Origin of the sequence: Streptomyces sp. WZ.A104, assembly GCF_002382885.1 — a bacterium.
In the GTDB taxonomy this organism is placed as follows: Bacteria; Actinomycetota; Actinomycetes; order Streptomycetales; family Streptomycetaceae; genus Streptomyces.
Map to the genome: position 1 here is coordinate 12,735 of NZ_NWVL01000008.1, position 16,819 is coordinate 29,553.

Here is a 16,819-nt window from a genome sequence, read left to right on the forward strand (position 1 = left end):
CACACGGTGTGAAGGTCAAGCGCCGCCGGGTCCTCGTGATGGCTCGTGCACGGGACCGTACACAGGCAGGAGCCCCGTTCCTCCGCCGAAGCGGGGGAGCGGGGCTCCTTGGGTACTGCTATGTGCGGCCGCGATCGGCCGACCCGGGCAACTAGGCCGGGGTGACGTTCTCAGCCTGCGGACCCTTGGGCCCCTGAGTGACGTCGAAGTTCACGACCTGGTTCTCCTCGAGGGAGCGGAACCCGGACGCGTTGATCGCGGAGTAGTGAACGAAGACATCCGGGCCGCCGCCGTCCTGGGCGATGAAGCCGAAGCCCTTTTCAGCGTTGAACCACTTGACGGTTCCGGTAGCCATAAGCCCTCCTTGGGCCAAAGGGTTGCCCTGCTCCAGAACCTGCAAACAAGTCTGAAAACTACAAAAGCCTGCGGGTTACATGCTCCGCAGGCTCTGTACTGCAAGGGAAACCAAACTGCAACTTGCGAGCGAGCCTAGCACGCAGTCTCAGGAGAGCGGTAGAGGGAAAGATCACCCCACTCGAAAGTTTGATCGCCTTCCCTCGGTGTTCGCCGAACGGTCGACCTGGCGTTCGCGGATTCGTCGCCCGGACGTTCGCCGAGTCGTCGCCCGGACCTTCGCCGGGCCCCGGTGATGCCGGGGGCCCGGCGCGGGTCTAGCCTCGCGATGTGGACAATTCAACTGTCTCCCCCCGCCAAGGCGACGACGACCGCCGCACCCGGCCCCGCGTCGGCCACATCCAGTTCCTGAACTGCCTCCCGCTCTACTGGGGCCTTGCGCGGACGGGGACGCTGCTCGACCTGGAGCTCTCCAAGGACACCCCGGAGCGGCTCAGCGAGCAGCTGGTCCGGGGGGACCTGGACATCGGCCCGGTCACCCTCGTGGAGTACCTGCGCAACGCCGACGACCTGGTCGCCTTCCCCGACATCGCGGTCGGCTGCGACGGTCCCGTCATGTCCTGCGTGATCGTCTCGCAGCTCCCGCTGGAGCAGCTCGACCGGGCCCGGGTGGCGCTCGGCTCGACCTCCCGCACATCCGTGCGCCTGGCACAGCTGCTGCTGGCCGAGCGTTACGGGGTCCGGCCCGACTACTACACCTGCCCGCCCGACCTGGGGCTGATGATGCAGGAGGCCGACGCCGCGGTGCTGATCGGCGACGCCGCGCTCCGCGCCAACCTGCACGACGCCCCCCGGCTCGGGCTCCAGGTCCACGACCTGGGCCAGATGTGGAAGGAGTGGACGGGGCTGCCGTTCGTCTTCGCCGTCTGGGCGGCGCGCAAGGACTTCCTGGCCGCGCGGCCGGAGCAGACGGCCCAGGTCCACGAGGCGTTCCTCGCTTCCCGGGACCTCTCCCTGGAAGAGGTCGCCAAGGTCGCGGAGCAGGCCGCCCGCTGGGAGGCCTTCGACGCGAAGGTGCTGGAGCAGTACTTCACGACGCTCGACTTCCGCTTCGGTCCGGACCAGCTGGCCGGCGTCCGCGAGTTCGCCCGCCGCACGGGCCGGGACACCGGCTACCCGGCGGATGTCCAGGTGGAACTGCTCGGCGACTGACGCGCGAATTCCCTTTCCCTCTTACGGAATTCTGCTGAACTCCAGGGCGGAACAACACAGCGGAACAACGCGGCGGAACAACACAATCGCGCCTTTCCCCGTGGCGAAAACATCCCCTCCTGCCCCGAGAAGGGGGAATGGTCCGACCGTTTCCCGGTGACCGCGCCGGTGGCGCCCCCTAGGCTTCGGTCCGAGTCCGGACCGTACACAGGGTTCAGCCGTCCACAGGGTTCACAGGGGAGTCCATATGCAGCCGCTGGAAGCGGGCGAACCGCACACCATCGGTGCCTACCGGCTGCTCGGCAGGCTCGGCGCGGGCGGTATGGGCCGGGTGTATCTCGGACGCAGCGCCGGAGGCCGTACGGTCGCGGTCAAGGTCGTCCACCCCCACTTCGCCCTCGACGAGCAGTTCCGCGCCCGGTTCCGGCGCGAGGTGGAGTCCGCCCGCCGCATCGGTGCCCAGTGGACGGCCCCGGTCCTGGACGCCGACCCGGACGCGCCGGTGCCGTGGGTGGCGACCGGCTACGTGGCCGGGCCGCCCCTCTCCCAGGCGATCACCGAGCACGGCCCGCTGCCCGAGCACGCGGTACGCACCCTGGGCGCGGGTCTCGCCGAGGCGCTCGCGGCAGTCCACGGGCAGGGCATCGTCCACCGCGACGTGAAGCCGTCCAACGTGCTGCTGGCCCTCGACGGCCCCCGCCTCATCGACTTCGGCATCGCCCGGGCGCTCGGCGCGACCGTCTCGCTCACCTCCACCGGGGTATCCGTCGGCTCGCCCGGCTACATGGCGCCCGAGCAGATCCGGGGCCGGGACGTCTCGGGCGCCGCGGACGTCTTCTCGCTGGGCGCGGTCCTCGTGTACGCGGCGACGGGCAAGGCCCCCTTCCCGGGCGGCTCCTCCGCCGTACTCCTCTACAAGGTGGTCCACGAGGAACCCGAGCTGGGCGACCTGGAGGGAGACCTGCGCGAGGTGGTCGCGGGCTGTCTGGCCAAGGACCCGGACGCCCGTCCCGCCCCGGCCGACCTCGCCCGGACGCTCGCTCCCGGCGGTGCGGCGGCGATGGTCGCGGGCGGCTGGCTCCCGGGCCGGCTGGTGCGCGAGGTCAGCAGGTCCGCGGTGGCGCTGCTCGACCTGGAACCGCAGGACGCGCCCGTGCAGTCGGGTCCGGTGCCGTTCAGCAGCGCATCGCTGGGAGCGGGAGCGGGAGCCGGAGGGGGAGAAAGAGCGGGCGCAGGGGCGGCGGCAGGGGCGCCCGCCCCGGACCGGGGCGGCCTGGACGGCGCGGACGGCGGGGACAGCAACGGGGGTCGTCCCGGCGGCCTCGGGGCATTCGGGCCACCCGTCCGGCCCCCGCAGGACGCCCCCTTCGGCACACCGCCCGGCACGGGCGGGGCGGACCGGGCGACCGCACCAGGCCGTGACCCCGGCCGCAACGCCCCCGACCCGGGCGCCCCGGGCACGGGTCCGCTTCCCGGGCAGCGCAACGGCGACCCCCACTTCTCCATGAGCGTCAGCGCCGAGAACCGGCGGACTCCGGGAGAGCGCCGCAGCCGCCGGGTGAGCTGCACGGTCGCCCTGGCCGTGGCGGGCGCGCTCGCCGTCGCCACCCTCGGCACGGGCCTGCTCGACGGCCTCCTCCCGGGCGGCGGCGCCGACCGGGGCGAGGGCAACGACGCCGCGGCCACCCCGCCGTCCGCCACCGCCTCCGGCTCGCCCTCCGCGCCCGCGTCGGCGGAACCGTCCCCCTCCGGGTCGGGCGACCCCACCGACGCGGGCGACACCCCGGTGAGCGCGTTGCCGAAGGCGTACATCGGCACCTGGGAGGGTCCGCTCACCGAGAGGACGAGCGGACAGCCCCACGGCACCCTCACCGCGGTCTTCACCGAGGGCAAGAAGGGCACCCAGGTCGTGCGGATGTCCAACACCGTCTCCCAGCTCGGCATCACGGTCACCTGCAACAGCGTCGGCACCCTCACCTCCGGCACCGCCGATGAGCTGAACGTCCGCGAACGCACCGACCCGGACCGCCCCAGCACCCCGGGACTCTGCACCACGACCGAGGCGGACCTGGTCTTCCGCCTCACCGACGACGACACGCTGGAGTACCGCTCGAAGGAACGGGCCGCGGGTCTTCCGTACGGGAAGCTCACCCGGTCCGGCGGCTGACGGCGCAAGGGGCTGGCGTACGCTGGATCGGTCCGTGGATCCTCAAAAAACCGCCGAAAGGTGACAGCCCGGTGACCGAGAAGGCCGACCTTCAGCCCGTCCTCGACCGAGCCGCCGAGGGCGGTCGGATCACCCCGGAGGAGGCGCTCGACCTCTACCGGTCCGCGCCGCTGCACGCGCTGGGTGCTGCCGCCGACGCCGTCCGCCGCCGCCGCTACGCCGGTACGGAACACATCGCGACGTACATCATCGAGCGCAACATCAACTACACCAACGTGTGCGTGACGGCCTGCAAGTTCTGCGCCTTCTACGCCCCGCCCAAGGCCACCGACAAGGGCTGGACCCGCGATCTCGACGACATCCTGCGCCGCTGCGCGGAGACCGTGGAGCTGGGCGGCACCCAGATCATGTTCCAGGGCGGCCACCACCCGGACTACGGCGTCGAGTACTACGAGGAGCACTTCTCCGCGATCAAGAAGGCGTTCCCGCAGCTGGTCATCCACTCCCTCGGCGCCTCCGAGATCGAGCACATGGCACGGATCTCCAAGGTCTCCGCCGAGGAGGCCATCAGCCGTATCCACGCCGCCGGGCTCGACTCCTTCGCCGGTGCGGGCGCGGAGCTGCTGCCCGCCCGGCCGCGTACCGCCATCGCCCCCCTCAAGGAGTCCGGCGAGCGGTGGCTGGAGATCATGGAGATCGCGCACGGCCTGGGTGTGGAGTCCACCTCCACCATGCTGATGGGCACCGGCGAGACCAACGCCGAGCGCATCGAGCACCTGCGGATGATCCGGGACGTGCAGGACCGTACGGGCGGCTTCCGCGCCTTCATCCCGTACACCTACCAGCCGGAGAACAACAAGCTGAAGGGACAGACGCAGGCCACGCTCTTCGAGTACCTGCGGATGATCGCCATCGCCCGGCTCTTCCTCGACAACGTCGCCCACATCCAGGGCTCCTGGCTGACCACCGGCAAGGAGGTCGGCCAGCTGTCGCTGCACTACGGCGCGGACGACCTCGGTTCGATCATGCTGGAGGAGAACGTCGTCTCCTCGGCCGGGGCCAAGCACCGCTCCAACCGGCTGGAGATCATCGACCTGATCCGCAAAGCGGACCGGGTCCCGGCCCAGCGCGCCACGACGTACGAGCACCTCGTCGTGCACGACGACCCGGCGATGGACCCGGTCGACGAGCGCGTGGTCTCGCACATCTCGTCCACCGCGATCGAGGGCGGCACGGCCCACCCGGAGCTGAAGCTCCTCAACGCCAACTGACGCTCCTGTGCTGACGATTCACGCCGCACAGCTGGTCCTTCCGGTCGGCGCGGTGGCAGTTGGGGCCGGTGCCGGTGCCGGTGCCGGTGCCGGTGCCGGTGTCGGTGGCGGTGGTGCCGTGGCGGTGGACGGCGACCGGATCGCCGCCGTCGGTACGTACGAGGAGGTCTCCGCCGCGTACCCGGCGGCCAGGGTCCGCCGCTGGCCCGGCCTCCTCACGCCCGGCCTCCGCCAGGACCACGCCCGGGAGCTGCTCACCCGCTGCTACCACCCGGACCCGCGCGAGGCCGGCGAGTTGGGTGAACTGCCGCTGTGGGGCGAGGAGTTCGAGCGGCTCGCGGCGACGATGGACGCACCCCGGCGGGCGGGCAGCGTCCGGCGCGGGCTCCAGCGGATGCTGCGGCACGGGACCACCCATGTGGTGGGCCCGTTCGGCGCGGACGAGCCCGCGCTGCGGACGGCCGTCTCCCGGGCGGGGCTGATCCAGGTGAGTCCCCCGTACCCGCCGGAGGCCTCGGGCCCCGCGGACCTGGATCCCTTCGCGGCGGGCGGCGACCTCGCCTCCACCGTGCACGGCCCGCTGACCGTCGGCGGCCGCGCGGACCTCGCCGTGTTCGACGTGCCCGACGAGGCGGCGCTGCGCGCGGGCGGGGCCGGGCGCTGCGTGGCGACGGTGCTCGCGGGCCGGCTGGTGCACCGCGCCCGCTGAGGCCGGCTCCGCATCCTCCGTGGAGGAGGTCAGGGCACCTTCGGGCCTCCCAGATAGCGCCCCTCCGCGTCGTACGGCCAGGCGTTGGCGACGCAGCCCTTCAGCCCCTTGATCTGCTGCATCATCGCGGGCGCGGGGCGGCCCTTGCCGGGACAGGTCTCGTGGCCTCGCCCCAGCCAGTGGCCCACTTCGTGGTTGATGATCAGTGCCCGGTACTCGGAGACGGGCCCGTCGAACTGCGGTGAACCGAGCAGCCAGCGCTTCAGGTTGACCATCACCTTCTCGCCGCCCCGGCAGTTGACCTCGCCGCGGGTGTCCAGGCCGAACCGGCCGCACAGCCGGTCCGTGGTCGCCGGAGTCGCGATCCGGATCACCAGCCCCGCCGACCCGTCGGCGACCTGGCGGAACGAGCGCTCGCCGCCCTGGTTCCAGCCGCGCGGGTCGGCCAGGACGGCGGCGACGTCCTCGGCGGCCCGGTCGGGGTCGACGCCGATGCCGTCCTCCACCTCGACCCGGTACGCGCTGCCCTTGCCGGACGCCGTGACCCCCGCGCGGGCGACGGTGAACGTGCCGGGCCCCGAGGCGGGGACGTCCCCTGGCGCCGGTCCGTCGGCCGCGGGTTCATCCGCTGCGGGTTCATCGTCCGCGGGCTCCTCCGCGGTGGGCGAGGGCGACGGGGGCGTGGGCTTCGGCCGTACGGGCTCCGCCGTGTCGTCCGGTCCGCCGGGCGCAGCCGTAGGGGTCCCGGCGGGGCCCGCCGCCTCCGCCGGGTCGCCCGCGCCCTGCCAGGGGCGGCCGACGAGGAGCGCCGTGCCCGCCACGACCGCGAGCGCCAGCACGGCGAGACCGGTCACCCGGCGCCGGTTCCGCCGCCTGCGCCGGACCAGTGACCGGGAGTGTGACCGGGACTGCGACCGGGACCGGGACGGAGACCGTTCCTGTGACCGTTTCTGCGACCGCGTCTGCGATCGGGAACGCGACCGGGACCGCGACCGGGACCGTGACCCTTCCTGCGGCCGTTCCTGCGATCGGGCGTGGCCCGTCGGCCGCGTACGGCCGTGCGCGGGTCCGGGAGCCGGGTCCGGCGGCACGAGGAAGGTGTCCGCTTCGCGGTCCCCGTACGCGGGCGGCAGGGTGCCCATGGTGCGGCGGCGCGTCACGAGGCGCCCCCGCTCCGCGGCACCGGGTCGGCGTCGGCGTACGCGACCAGCTCCCGGAACCGCGGGCTCTCCGCCACCCGGATCAGGTCCCCGGTGGTGAGGGGCGTGCCACTCGACCCGGACGGCGCGGGGGAGACGGACAGCGCCACCGTGCTGCGGCCGACCTGGTAGCGGAGGGAGACCACCGTTCCCGTCCGCCCCTCGGCGGGCTGCCGGAACACCTGGGCGGGCGTGCCGTCGGCCAGGATGACCTTGCCGCAGGTCAGCCCCTTGTCCGGGAGGTCGCGGCAGGCCGGCGCCGCGCTCCCGGCAACCGGGTGCACCGACAGGCGGACGGAGTGCACGACGCCGCCGCGCCGCCCCTGGTAGTCCTGCGCGCCCTCGCCGACGGGGCGGACGGTCCCGATCGACGAGGGCAGCAGGGCGTCCAGCGCCCCGGCCGCACGCCGCCGGAACTCCTCCAGGCGCTGGGCCTCCTCGGGGGTGAGGGGCGGCGGGGCGGAGCGGGACGGGGTCGCGGCGGGCGGAGTCGTCGGCCCGTCCGCGGAGTGCGTCGGCACGGGGGTGGACGTGGGGGGCGTCATGTCGGGGCGGGGCTCCGTCTGTTGGGGTGAGGGGCTGGGCGCGGGCAGGGAGAGGGACGGTCCGGCGGGAGTGGCGGGTACGGTGTCCGGCCGCGACAGCAGCCAGGGGCCCAGCACGGAGAGGCCCAGGGTCAGGGCGGTGACCGCGACGAACGTGCCCGCGACCGCGGCCGCCCGGTTCCTGGCCCGCCGCCGGTGGCCCTCCCGTACGGCCTCGGGGACCAGGTCGGGCAGGGGGGACAGGGTGTCGGCGGTGCGGTGCAGGGCGTCCCGGAGGAGCTGTTCGTCGTGCGCGAAGGACGGCAGGCGCTGCTCGTACGGTTCGGGTTTCACGGCCGGCCCTCAGCTTCCTGTGGTGTAGAGCTGGACGTCGCCCATCCGGGCGCGCAGTCGGACGAGCGAACGCGAGCACTGGCTCTTCACCGTGGACTCGCTGCACCGCAGCAGCGTGGCGACGGTCTCCACGCTCAGGTCGTCCCAGTACCGCAGGACGACCATCGCCCGTGCGCGGGGCGGGAGTTCGGCGAGCAGGGCGAGCAGCGTCACCCGGAGGTCCGCGCCCGGAGCCGGGTTGGGCTGCGGGCGGGGCGCGTTGCGGTTGTGGGCGAGGAGATCCCGTACGGAGCGGCGTCGTTCGGCCACGAAGGTGCGGACGAGGACGGTCTTGGCGTAGGCGTCGAGGTTGTCCGCCCGGCTCGCCCGGCGCCAGTGCTGGAAGAGCTTGGCGAGCGTGGTCTGCGTCAGGTCCTGGGCGCCCTCGACATCCCCGCACAGCAGGTAGGCCGTCCGGTACAGCCGTCGTTGCCCGTTCCGTGCGTACGCCTCGAACGCGGCACTGTCGCCGTCCGCCACGGCGGGCTCCGACCCTGCCGACATCCGCCCTCCCCTCTCCTTCTCCTGCGTTTCCGCTCTCCCACCCCTTACAGAGCGGGCATGTGCCGAAAAGGTTGAAGAGTAGTGAAGATCAGTTCGAGAGGTGTGCGGACCGGCTCAGCACACCGGTCACGCGCCGGTCACGCATCGATCACGCGCCGGTCATGCGCCGGTTCGCCGCAGCACTCGGGGCCCTGCTGGTGGCTACGGCCTGCGGTGGGGGCGTACGGCCTGCGGTGCGGGCGCGCTGAACACCCCGTACGACGTCACCGAGACCGCTCCCACTGATCCGTACGGCGGGGCTGCTTGAATGGAAGGGTGACCCGAGCCTCCCTGGAAAAGCAGCCGCACGAAGTCGCCTCGATGTTCGACGGTGTGGCGGCCAACTACGACCTGACCAACGACGTGATCTCGCTCGGCCAGGCCCGGCTGTGGCGCAAGGCGGTCGCGGCGGCGGTCGACGCCCGCCCCGCGCAGAAGATCCTCGACCTGGCGGCCGGTACGGCGACCTCCTCGCAGCCCTTCGTGAAGGCGGGCGCCTACGTCGTACCCTGCGACTTCTCGCTCGGCATGCTCAAGGTCGGCAAGGAACGCCACCCGTGGATGCCGTTCACCGCGGGCGACGGTATGAAGCTGCCGTTCAAGGACGAGACGTTCGACACCGTCACGATCTCCTTCGGGCTGCGGAACATCCAGGACACCGATGTCGCGCTGCGTGAGCTGTACCGGGTGACGAAGCCCGGCGGGCGGGTAGTGATCTGCGAGTTCTCGCAGCCGACCTGGACTCCGTTCCGCACGGTCTACACGGAGTACCTGATGCGCGCGATCCCGCCGGCGGCACGCGCGGTGTCCTCCAACCCGGACGCGTACGTCTATCTCGCCGAGTCGATCCGCGACTGGCCCGACCAGCCCGCTCTCGCCGCACTTCTTCAGAAGGCGGGCTGGTCCAAGGTCGCCTGGCGCAATCTGACCGGCGGCGTGGTGGCCCTGCACCGGGCCACCCGCGCCTGACGTTCCCGTAACCGCCCGGGCTCAGAGCTCCAGCCGGAAGCAGTGGGCCTCCTGGCCGCGCGGGGTGGCGTACGACTCGGCCCGCCGCATCCCGAGCCGTTCCGCCACCGCCGTCGACCGGGCGTTACGGGAGTCGATCATCGCGACCACCTCGCTCACCCCGGCCGCGCGGACCCGCTCCAGCGTGGCGCGGGCGGCGACGGTGGCGTACCCGCGCCCCCACGCCGCGCGCCCCAGCCGCCAGCCGATCTCGGTCGCGCCGACCGGCCCGTAGTGGGTGTGCGGCCACGGCTGCGCCCCGGTGAAGCCGAGCACGGTGTCGTCCTCGTCGGTGACGGTCCACAGGCAGTAGCCGAGCTCCGCGTCGTGGCGGCGCTGGCGGGCGGTGAGTTCCTCGTACACGGAGAAGTCCGCTCTGCGCCCCCCGAAGTACTCCATGACCTCGGGGTCGTCGAATATCCGGTACCAGCTCAGGGCGTCTTCGTCGGTGGGAACACGGAGGCGTACGACGGGGGCCGAAGCAGGGGGCGAAGCAGGCGCGATCGACATGGGGGAGCCCTTCGGAGGGTGGATCTGCAGGCCCCCATAGACTGCACGGGACATGTGCCGCGCGGCACGCGAATTCGAGTCTTCGGGAGATCCGACCGTGACCGAGCCCCTCTCCGAGCACAGCGCGGACGTGATCGTCGTCGGAGCGGGCCCAGCCGGCTCCACGACCGCGTACTACCTCGCCAAGGCCGGACTCGACGTCCTGCTCCTGGAAAAGACCGCCTTCCCCCGGGAGAAGGTCTGCGGCGACGGGCTGACGCCCCGCGCCACGAAACAGCTCGTCTCCATGGGGATCGACATCTCCGAGGAGGCGGGCTGGCTGCGCAACAAGGGCCTGCGCATCATCGGCGGCGGCGTCCGGCTCCAGCTGGACTGGCCGGAACTCGCCTCCTACCCGGACTACGGACTGGTCCGCAAGCGCGACGACTTCGACGAACAGCTGGCCCAGCAGGCGCAGAAGGCGGGCGCCCGGCTGTACGAGCGCTGCAACGTGGGCGCGCCCATCCGCGACGAGCGCACCGGCCGCATCACCGGCGTCGAGGCGAAGCTCGGCGAGGAGAAGACCCCGGTCACCTTCCACGCCCCGCTCGTCGTCGCCGCCGACGGCAACTCCACCCGGCTGTCCCTCGCGATGGGCCTGCACCGCCGCGACGACCGCCCCATGGGCGTCGCCGTCCGTACGTACTTCACCTCCCCCCGCCACGACGACGACTACCTGGAGTCCTGGCTGGAGCTGTGGGACCGGCGCGGCGCCGAGGACCGGCTGCTGCCCGGCTACGGCTGGATCTTCGGCATGGGCGACGGCACCTCCAACGTCGGCCTCGGCATCCTCAACTCCTCCTCCGCGTTCAAGGAGCTGGACTGGCGAGAGGTCCTCAAGGCCTGGTGCGCCTCGATGCCGGAGGACTGGGGCTACACCCCGCAGAACATGACGATGCCGATCCGGGGCGCGGCCCTCCCGATGGCCTTCAACCGCCAGCCGCACTACACCAAGGGCCTCCTGCTCGTCGGCGACGCGGGCGGCATGGTCAACCCGTTCAACGGCGAGGGCATCGCCTACGCCATGGAGTCCGGCCAGATCGCGGCCGACGTCATCGTCCAGGCCCACGCCCGCGCCACCCCCGCCCAGCGCGAGCTGGCCCTGAACAACTACCCGAAGGTCCTCAAGGAGACCTACGGCGGCTACTACACGATGGGTCGCGCCTTCGTGAAGCTGATCGGCAATCCGAAGGTCATGAAGGTCGCCACCCAACGCGGCCTGACCCACCCGATCCTGATGAAGTTCACCCTCAAGATGCTCGCCAACCTGACCGACCCCCAGGGCGGCGACGCCATGGACCGCATCATCAACGGCCTCTCGAAGGTGGCACCCCGAGCCTGACCATTCAAGGCCGGGCCGCTCGTTGGGCAGTCGAGCGGCCCGGCCCGTGGCGTTCGGCCGTCAAACGCTGACGATCCTCACCTTCGGTGAGCCGGGAAGCTCCTCGGCGGCCTTGCACAGCGCCGGGATGTGCGACTTGTCAGAAGTGACGAGTAGTACCGGGGGAGTGCAGAGTGCGGCCGTGGCCACCACGAGTGCGTCCACGAGGCATTCGTGCCCGTCAAGGCCTGAGGCGTCCAGTAGCTTCGCTGCGGCGTCCGTCACCGCGTCGTTGACCGGTTTTACGTCGAACCGGGACAGCAGGAACTGGAGCCGCCTGGCGGCTTCTCCTGTTCGCCGCACTTCCAAGGGCGTCAGTGCGGACAGCGCCACTCGTCGGCCGCTCTGCTGAGCGACCTCGATGCGTGCCCGCATTCCGTCGTCGCCGTCTACGTGCAGTGAAAGCCCTTGGGCGTCCAGAACGAGCGTGCCCTCGCTCTTTGCCTTGATCTTGAGGCGCTTGCTCACCACTCCTGTTCCGCCTGCCGCCGTGCTTCGGCGGAGACGGGGCCGAACGCCTTGCGGTCAGCGGTCACGACTTCGCGGAGCTTCTGCGCGGCGAGCCATTCCTCCAGAGCTTCGGCCACAACGGAGGAGAACCCGCTCTTGCCGGTGCGTTCCTCGACTTCCTTGATCAATGACTGGGCGAGCGACACGGATCTCTTGCCGGCCCGCTCGACGGCCTGGGGTGCTACGTGACTGCTCATACCCAAAACGTAGCACCGCCGGTAGGAAATTTCTTGTCCGATGGTTACCTCGGTGGAACCAAGGTGGCCCCGAAGGCGTGAGGCCCGCGGTTGTCCGCCGCTCCGACGGGAGCATCGTCGGGGCGGTCGCCTGCGTACGGAGTGCGAAGGCGGAGTGTGAAGGCGGAGCACACGAGGGGACGCAGGGCCCTCTCGCCGTGCTCCGTCGGCGCGGTCCCGGCGGGCTCGATGACACGCAAGCTGGTCCTCCACGCGGCCGACGACCGCCCCTCGGGCGGAGAGCGGGACCGTACGGCGGCCGACCGTCTCTACGAGTCGGCCGGGTTCGTGGAGGCCGACCGGCTGTGGTCCGACGCATTGCGGCCGGGGCCGGCCTCCGCCCGGGCTCACCTTCCACGTCCTGGGCGAGGACCGGCGCCTGACCACCCCGCTTCCGCGTCGTACTCTGACTCCCTCCAGCCACCCCGCCACGCATATTCCGCAGCTTCCCGGGTGATCCTGTGCGATGATTTGCGCGCCTCCCCCGGTCGTCGGGCAGCCCCCGGGCCGGTCGGCGCCCGCCCCGCCCGTAGCGGCGCGCGCGGTGCGTACGACGCTTCATGACGCACGCTCACATCGATCGCAGGCCAGCGGGGTACGGAACAAGCCGATACAGCGCTGCTCGACCCCAAGGACAGACAGCCATGACCACCGCATCCCTGCCCCGGAACCCCGCACGCCCGGAACCGGCCGCCACGGACACCGCCGTACCCCAGCACCACGGCCTCTTCCTGGAGCCCCACTTCGCCGTCGACCCGACCGCGACGGACGACGACGAGGACCTGGACTCCCCGTACGACGCCCCGCCCGCCCCCACCACGTCGGCGCGGGAGCCCGAGCGGACGAACCGCCGCCCCCGTCGCCGCTGACCACCCGACACGCGCCCTCCGGCGAGGACAGCCGCGTGGCGCCTTCCGCCGGGGCAGCCGCTGGTCGAGCCTTCGGCCGGGGCAACTGCTGATCGTGCGCCTTCCGCCGGAGGCAGCCGCTGATCGTCCGTACCCCGTTGGGGCGGCCGCTGATTTCGCGCCCTCCAGCAGGGCAGCTGCTGATTCGTGCGCCTCAGGCCTGGCCAGCTCCGGAAGCCCGCCGGAAATCCGCTGGATGCCCCGCCGCCCCGCGCGTACCCTTGCCCCATGACCAGCCCCGAGTCCGACAGACTCCGGCCACCGGTGCGCCGGTGGCCGTGTTCGTGCTGAGCGTCGCCGACTGACCCCTCGGGGCCCATCGGCCCCTTCTCGTACGGTTCCACGCCCGCCGGATCACCGCGGGCACGGGCCGTTCCCACCCGCGTACGCGCTGAGGTACCGACGCAAGTACCGCCGTACGCAGGGTTCGTGACCCGGTCGATCCCGGCCGGGCACTCCTGGGCGCCGCACCTCGCCTCCTTCCGGGCGGTGCGTCCGCGCGGTCCGCATCCCCGCACCCGGTCTGTCTGTCAACCGACGGTTCCGTCCAAGGGGCTTTCCACCCATGCCATTCGCTGTCTACGTCCTCGGGCTCGCGGTCTTCGCCCAGGGCACCTCCGAGTTCATGCTGTCCGGGCTCGTCTCGGGCATCGCCGCCGACCTGAACGTCTCCCTGTCCGCCGCCGGGCTCCTCACCTCCTCCTTCGCCGTCGGGATGGTCGTCGGCGCCCCCCTGATGGCCCTGTCCAGCCGCACCTGGCCCCGCCGCCGCGCGTTGCTGTTCTTCCTCGCGGTGTTCGTCGCCGTCCATGTCGCCGGTGCGCTCACCCCGAGCTACGGAGTGCTCCTCGCGACCCGCTTCGTCGGGGCCCTGGCCAACGCGGGCTTCTGGGCGGTGGCTCTGACGACCGCGGTCGCGCTGGTCCCCGACGGGCTGAAGGGCCGGGCCACTGCCGTGGTCGTCGGCGGGGTCACGGTCGCCTGCGTGGTGGGCGTACCGGCGGGCGCGGTGCTGGGGGAGTGGTGGGGGTGGCGGTCGGCGTTCTGGGCGGTCGCCCTCGTCTCCCTGCCCGCCGTCCTCGCGATCCTGCGCTCGGTCCCGGGCGGCCGGGGCATGGACACGGGCGGCGAGGGCACGATCCCGGGCGGCCGGGGCACGGACACGGGCGCGGCTTCTGTATCCGTTGCATCCGTACGTACGGACAAGGGCACCGATTCCGTATCCGTACGGGACGAACTGCGCGCGCTCGCCGGGCCCCGGCTGCGGCCGACGCTGGTCACGATGGCCCTGGTGCAGGGGGCGACCTTCTGCACCTTCTCCTATCTGGAGCCGCTCCTCACCCGGGAGACGGGCCTGGGCGCGGTCTGGGTGCCTGTTTCCCTTGCGTTGTTCGGGGCGGGGGCGTTCGCCGGGGTCACGGTGGCGGGCCGGTTCGCCGACGCGCGCCCGGTCGCCGTCATCGCCACCGGCATGGTCGCCCTCGCCCTCGGCTGGGCCGCGCTCGCCCTGACGGCGGGCAGCCCTGTCCTCGCCCTGGCCCTGATCCCGCTCCTGGGGATGCTCGCCTTCGGTACCGGCACCGCGCTGATCACCCAGGTCCTGAGCCTCGCCCCCGGCGCCCCGACGCTCGCCGGGGCGTTCTCCACAACCGCGTTCAACCTGGGGGCGACGGTGGGGCCATGGGCGGGCGGCCTGGCCCTGGACGCCGGGTCCGGCCACCGGGCGCCCGCCTGGGTGAGCGCCCTGCTGATGGGCGCGGCTCTGCTCGTCGCCGCGACAACGGCCGGGAGCCGCCGCTCCCGAGCGGGGGAGCGGCGGCTCTCAGCCGTGCACCGGAGCGCCCGAGGGCGCTTGTGAATCAGAGAACGCGGACCGCGCCGGTCGGCCGGTCGTAGTCCATGGAACGCTGCACGGTGCCGGTGCTGGAGTTCTGCGCACCGACGAACTGGCCGCCGCCCACGTAGATCGCGACGTGGTACGCGCTGCCGGCGCTGCCCCAGTACAGGATGTCGCCGGGCTGGAGGTTGTTCAGGGAGACCTGGGTGCCGACGGTCGACTGGGCCTGCGAGACGCGCGGAAGGTCGATGCCCGCCGTGCGGTACGCGGCCTGGACCAGGCCGGAGCAGTCCCAGGCGTTGGGGCCGGTGCCGCCGGACACGTACGCGTCGCCGACCTGGGCCTTGGCGAACGCCACGATGGACGCGGCGGAGCCGCTGACGTTCGACGAGGAGGACGAGGAGGACGAGGGGGCGGAGGCGGACGCGGAGCTGTCCGAGGAGCCCGTGGAGCCGGAGGAGGCGCTGAGCGTCGTGCGCTCGGCGGTGCGGGAGGCGCGCTCGGCCCGCTCCTTGGCCTCCGCCTCGGCCTTGGCGGCCGCTTCGGCCTTCTTCTTGGCCTCGGCCTTGCGGACGGCCTCGGCGTGCGCCTTCTTGGCCTTCTTCGCGGCGCTCTCGGCCGCGGCAGCCTCGTCGGCCTGCGTCTCCAGGTCGAGGGCGACCTGCTGGGTGGCCTGGGCGGAGGCGGCGACCACGGTGGAGAGCCCGGAGGTGATGGTGGGCATCTCGATCGTCTGGGTCACCGGTTCGGCCTGGGCCGGACCCGCGGCACCCGCGACCGCGATGGTGCTGAGGACGCCACCGGCAACTCCGGCCCGCAGTGCCGACTTCGAGGCGCGCTGGCGGGGCTTCCGGTGGCTGGGTATGTGAGCGGTGTGGGACATGGGTACTAGCGCTATCAGGGCTGCAGGGGTCCCATCAAGAAACGTGTGTTGCGACACAGTTACGTTCGGAATCTGTGAATCCGCTTTCTGAGGGCCTTTATTGACGCCGTAACGGGCAAAACGGTCAGGCGGGATCAGGCCCGTGATCACTGCCTTTCGGCAATACGTCCGAATTGCCCGTCGCTTACCATCCGTTCACACCGATGGCCAAGCCCGGTTTTCCCGCGGCGCGGGTCGAGTGACGCAGGTCACGGCATGAGTATCCGGCGGCAGGCAACCCTCGCGCCCGCGACCGTGGTCCGCCCCTGTTTCGTGGCGGGCGCTCCGTCGCCTCATCCGGAAGTTCGTGAATGCGTGCACATGTCCCCTTCGGTCCTCGCCGCCCCTCGTCCGGGTGAGGGGCGGCGAGGGTGCGGGTGCTCTTATCACCCTGCCGCAGTCCATCGCCAATTTGCTTGTAGTGGCTGTCCATTGATAGCGCGACACTTCTTTGACCAGCGGTAACGCCGATGAATGTCACGTCTCGTGATCACTCGGCCGCTTCGCGTACGAAGATCACCGCTCATACGACTTCATGATCCTTCGTCAGGTGGTGGAGATCACAAAGACGTTGTCGCACCCCGTGTCGCAGATCACAGGGGGACGGGCATAGGATGCGGGGCAGTCGGGCTTGTGAACTGCCTCACATGTGCACGATCTTGGTGAGGTGGCGAGCCGGTCGCCCGATGCGGTCCAACGGTCAAGGACGACTGGAAGGAGCGAGGAGCGTGAATGCCTACGCGCCCATCCTCGTGCTCGGCGCCCTCGGGGCAGGGTTTGCGATCTTCTCCGTGGTCATGGCCACGCTTATCGGCCCCAGGCGATACAACCGGGCAAAGCTCGAAGCGTACGAGTGCGGCATCGAACCCACGCCGACGCCGGCCGGAGGCGGCCGCTTTCCCATCAAGTACTACCTGACGGCGATGCTTTTCATCGTCTTCGACATCGAGATCGTCTTCCTCTATCCCTGGGCGGTCTCCTTCGACGCCCTGGGGATCTTCGGGCTCGTGGAGATGCTGCTCTTCGTGCTCACCGTCTTCGTCGCCTATGCGTATGTCTGGCGTCGCGGCGGCCTGGAATGGGACTGAGGGGCTGA

The 16,819-nt window shown here is 71.6% G+C and carries 17 protein-coding genes; 9 read left to right on the forward strand and 8 right to left on the reverse strand.

The features are described 5' to 3' along the window. Nucleotides 1-151 precede the first annotated feature (151 nt). Nucleotides 152-355: a cold-shock protein gene (locus CIB93_RS06085; protein WP_003967102.1), complete on the reverse strand. Its 204-nt coding sequence runs from the start codon at nt 353-355 to the stop codon at nt 152-154. Between the two features lie 329 nt (nt 356-684). Here CIB93_RS06085 and CIB93_RS06090 point away from each other — a divergent pair, with 329 nt between their 5' ends. The 4 genes from CIB93_RS06090 to CIB93_RS06105 all read left to right on the forward strand — a co-directional run bounded on the left by CIB93_RS06090 (nt 685) and on the right by CIB93_RS06105 (nt 5,713). Beyond that, the gene (locus tag CIB93_RS06090) at nt 685-1,566 is read left to right on the forward strand and encodes a menaquinone biosynthetic enzyme MqnA/MqnD family protein (protein WP_096624862.1); all 882 of its coding nucleotides are present in this window, start codon (nt 685-687) and stop codon (nt 1,564-1,566) included. A 247-nt stretch (nt 1,567-1,813) separates the two neighbouring features. Further along, nucleotides 1,814-3,733 carry a serine/threonine-protein kinase gene (locus tag CIB93_RS06095; protein ID WP_096624864.1) on the forward strand — a complete coding sequence of 640 codons (1,920 nt, stop codon included), beginning with the start codon at nt 1,814-1,816 and terminating at the stop codon, nt 3,731-3,733. A 71-nt stretch (nt 3,734-3,804) separates the two neighbouring features. Further along, a complete protein-coding gene (mqnC, locus tag CIB93_RS06100) occupies nt 3,805-5,004 on the forward strand; it encodes a cyclic dehypoxanthinyl futalosine synthase (RefSeq protein ID WP_096624866.1) in 1,200 nt (399 codons plus the stop codon). Nucleotides 5,005-5,011: 7 nt separating this feature from the next. Continuing rightward, complete coding sequence (locus CIB93_RS06105; RefSeq protein ID WP_096624868.1) at nt 5,012-5,713, forward strand: hypothetical protein; 702 nt, start codon at nt 5,012-5,014, stop codon at nt 5,711-5,713. 29 nt (nt 5,714-5,742) lie between these two features. Here CIB93_RS06105 and CIB93_RS37400 read toward each other — a convergent pair whose 3' ends face one another. From CIB93_RS37400 to CIB93_RS06120, 3 genes are read right to left on the reverse strand one after another with little or no spacing between them, the layout of a single operon-like run. Next, a complete protein-coding gene (locus CIB93_RS37400) occupies nt 5,743-6,873 on the reverse strand; it encodes a DUF3152 domain-containing protein (protein ID WP_257002055.1) in 1,131 nt (376 codons plus the stop codon). Beyond that, the gene (locus CIB93_RS06115) at nt 6,870-7,790 is read right to left on the reverse strand and encodes a hypothetical protein (protein ID WP_096624870.1); all 921 of its coding nucleotides are present in this window, start codon (nt 7,788-7,790) and stop codon (nt 6,870-6,872) included. The genes CIB93_RS37400 and CIB93_RS06115 overlap by 4 nt, the downstream gene beginning before the upstream one ends. 9 nt (nt 7,791-7,799) lie before the next feature. Beyond that, complete coding sequence (locus tag CIB93_RS06120) at nt 7,800-8,333, reverse strand: SigE family RNA polymerase sigma factor (protein ID WP_096624872.1); 534 nt, start codon at nt 8,331-8,333, stop codon at nt 7,800-7,802. A 315-nt stretch (nt 8,334-8,648) separates the two neighbouring features. Between CIB93_RS06120 and CIB93_RS06125 the strand changes: the two genes are divergently transcribed. Beyond that, nucleotides 8,649-9,341, forward strand: coding sequence for a demethylmenaquinone methyltransferase (locus CIB93_RS06125; protein WP_096624874.1), 693 nt, complete (start codon nt 8,649-8,651; stop codon nt 9,339-9,341). A gap of 21 nt (nt 9,342-9,362) precedes the next feature. On the opposite strand, the gene CIB93_RS06130 is transcribed toward CIB93_RS06125, so the two are convergent. Continuing rightward, nucleotides 9,363-9,890, reverse strand: a complete 528-nt coding sequence (locus CIB93_RS06130) for a GNAT family N-acetyltransferase (protein ID WP_096624876.1) — start codon at nt 9,888-9,890, stop codon at nt 9,363-9,365. Between the two features lie 97 nt (nt 9,891-9,987). Between CIB93_RS06130 and CIB93_RS06135 the strand changes: the two genes are divergently transcribed. Continuing rightward, nucleotides 9,988-11,271: a geranylgeranyl reductase family protein gene (locus CIB93_RS06135; RefSeq protein WP_096624878.1), complete on the forward strand. Its 1,284-nt coding sequence runs from the start codon at nt 9,988-9,990 to the stop codon at nt 11,269-11,271. A gap of 60 nt (nt 11,272-11,331) precedes the next feature. On the opposite strand, the gene CIB93_RS06140 is transcribed toward CIB93_RS06135, so the two are convergent. Together CIB93_RS06140 and CIB93_RS06145 are read right to left on the reverse strand one after the other, a co-directional pair. Continuing rightward, nucleotides 11,332-11,778: a DNA-binding protein gene (locus CIB93_RS06140; protein WP_218839758.1), complete on the reverse strand. Its 447-nt coding sequence runs from the start codon at nt 11,776-11,778 to the stop codon at nt 11,332-11,334. Further along, nucleotides 11,775-12,017: a hypothetical protein gene (locus CIB93_RS06145; RefSeq protein WP_096624880.1), complete on the reverse strand. Its 243-nt coding sequence runs from the start codon at nt 12,015-12,017 to the stop codon at nt 11,775-11,777. Before CIB93_RS06145 ends, CIB93_RS06140 begins: the two co-directional genes overlap by 4 nt. Nucleotides 12,018-12,700: 683 nt before the next feature. On the opposite strand from CIB93_RS06145, the gene CIB93_RS06150 reads away from it, so the two are divergent. Together CIB93_RS06150 and CIB93_RS06155 are read left to right on the forward strand one after the other, a co-directional pair. Further along, the gene (locus CIB93_RS06150; RefSeq protein ID WP_096624882.1) at nt 12,701-12,925 is read left to right on the forward strand and encodes a hypothetical protein; all 225 of its coding nucleotides are present in this window, start codon (nt 12,701-12,703) and stop codon (nt 12,923-12,925) included. Between the two features lie 604 nt (nt 12,926-13,529). Continuing rightward, complete coding sequence (locus CIB93_RS06155) at nt 13,530-14,822, forward strand: MFS transporter (RefSeq protein WP_096624884.1); 1,293 nt, start codon at nt 13,530-13,532, stop codon at nt 14,820-14,822. A 1-nt stretch (nt 14,823) separates the two neighbouring features. Here the strand turns inward: CIB93_RS06155 and CIB93_RS06160 are convergent, their stop codons facing one another. After that, nucleotides 14,824-15,684, reverse strand: a complete 861-nt coding sequence (locus CIB93_RS06160) for a C40 family peptidase (RefSeq protein WP_096624886.1) — start codon at nt 15,682-15,684, stop codon at nt 14,824-14,826. 767 nt (nt 15,685-16,451) lie between these two features. Between CIB93_RS06160 and CIB93_RS06165 the strand changes: the two genes are divergently transcribed. Next, nucleotides 16,452-16,811 (forward strand): NADH-quinone oxidoreductase subunit A, encoded by a 360-nt coding sequence (locus tag CIB93_RS06165; protein ID WP_018490714.1) that lies wholly within the window; start codon nt 16,452-16,454, stop codon nt 16,809-16,811. The last annotated feature ends 8 nt before the right edge of the window (nt 16,812-16,819 follow it).

Excerpts from the sequence above, each read along its gene's own strand:
- CIB93_RS06145 (WP_096624880.1), bottom strand. The coding sequence starts at position 12,017 with ATGAGCAGTCACGTAGCACCCCAGGCCGTCGAGCGGGCCGGCAAGAGA.
- CIB93_RS06160 (WP_096624886.1), bottom strand. The coding sequence starts at position 15,684 with ATGTCCCACACCGCTCACATACCCAGCCACCGGAAGCCCCGCCAGCGC.
- CIB93_RS06085 (WP_003967102.1), bottom strand. The coding sequence starts at position 355 with ATGGCTACCGGAACCGTCAAGTGGTTCAACGCTGAAAAGGGCTTCGGC.
- CIB93_RS06150 (WP_096624882.1), top strand. The coding sequence starts at position 12,701 with ATGACCACCGCATCCCTGCCCCGGAACCCCGCACGCCCGGAACCGGCC.
- CIB93_RS06120 (WP_096624872.1), bottom strand. The coding sequence starts at position 8,333 with ATGTCGGCAGGGTCGGAGCCCGCCGTGGCGGACGGCGACAGTGCCGCG.
- CIB93_RS06095 (WP_096624864.1), top strand. The coding sequence starts at position 1,814 with ATGCAGCCGCTGGAAGCGGGCGAACCGCACACCATCGGTGCCTACCGG.
- CIB93_RS06130 (WP_096624876.1), bottom strand. The coding sequence starts at position 9,890 with ATGTCGATCGCGCCTGCTTCGCCCCCTGCTTCGGCCCCCGTCGTACGC.
- CIB93_RS06155 (WP_096624884.1), top strand. The coding sequence starts at position 13,530 with ATGCCATTCGCTGTCTACGTCCTCGGGCTCGCGGTCTTCGCCCAGGGC.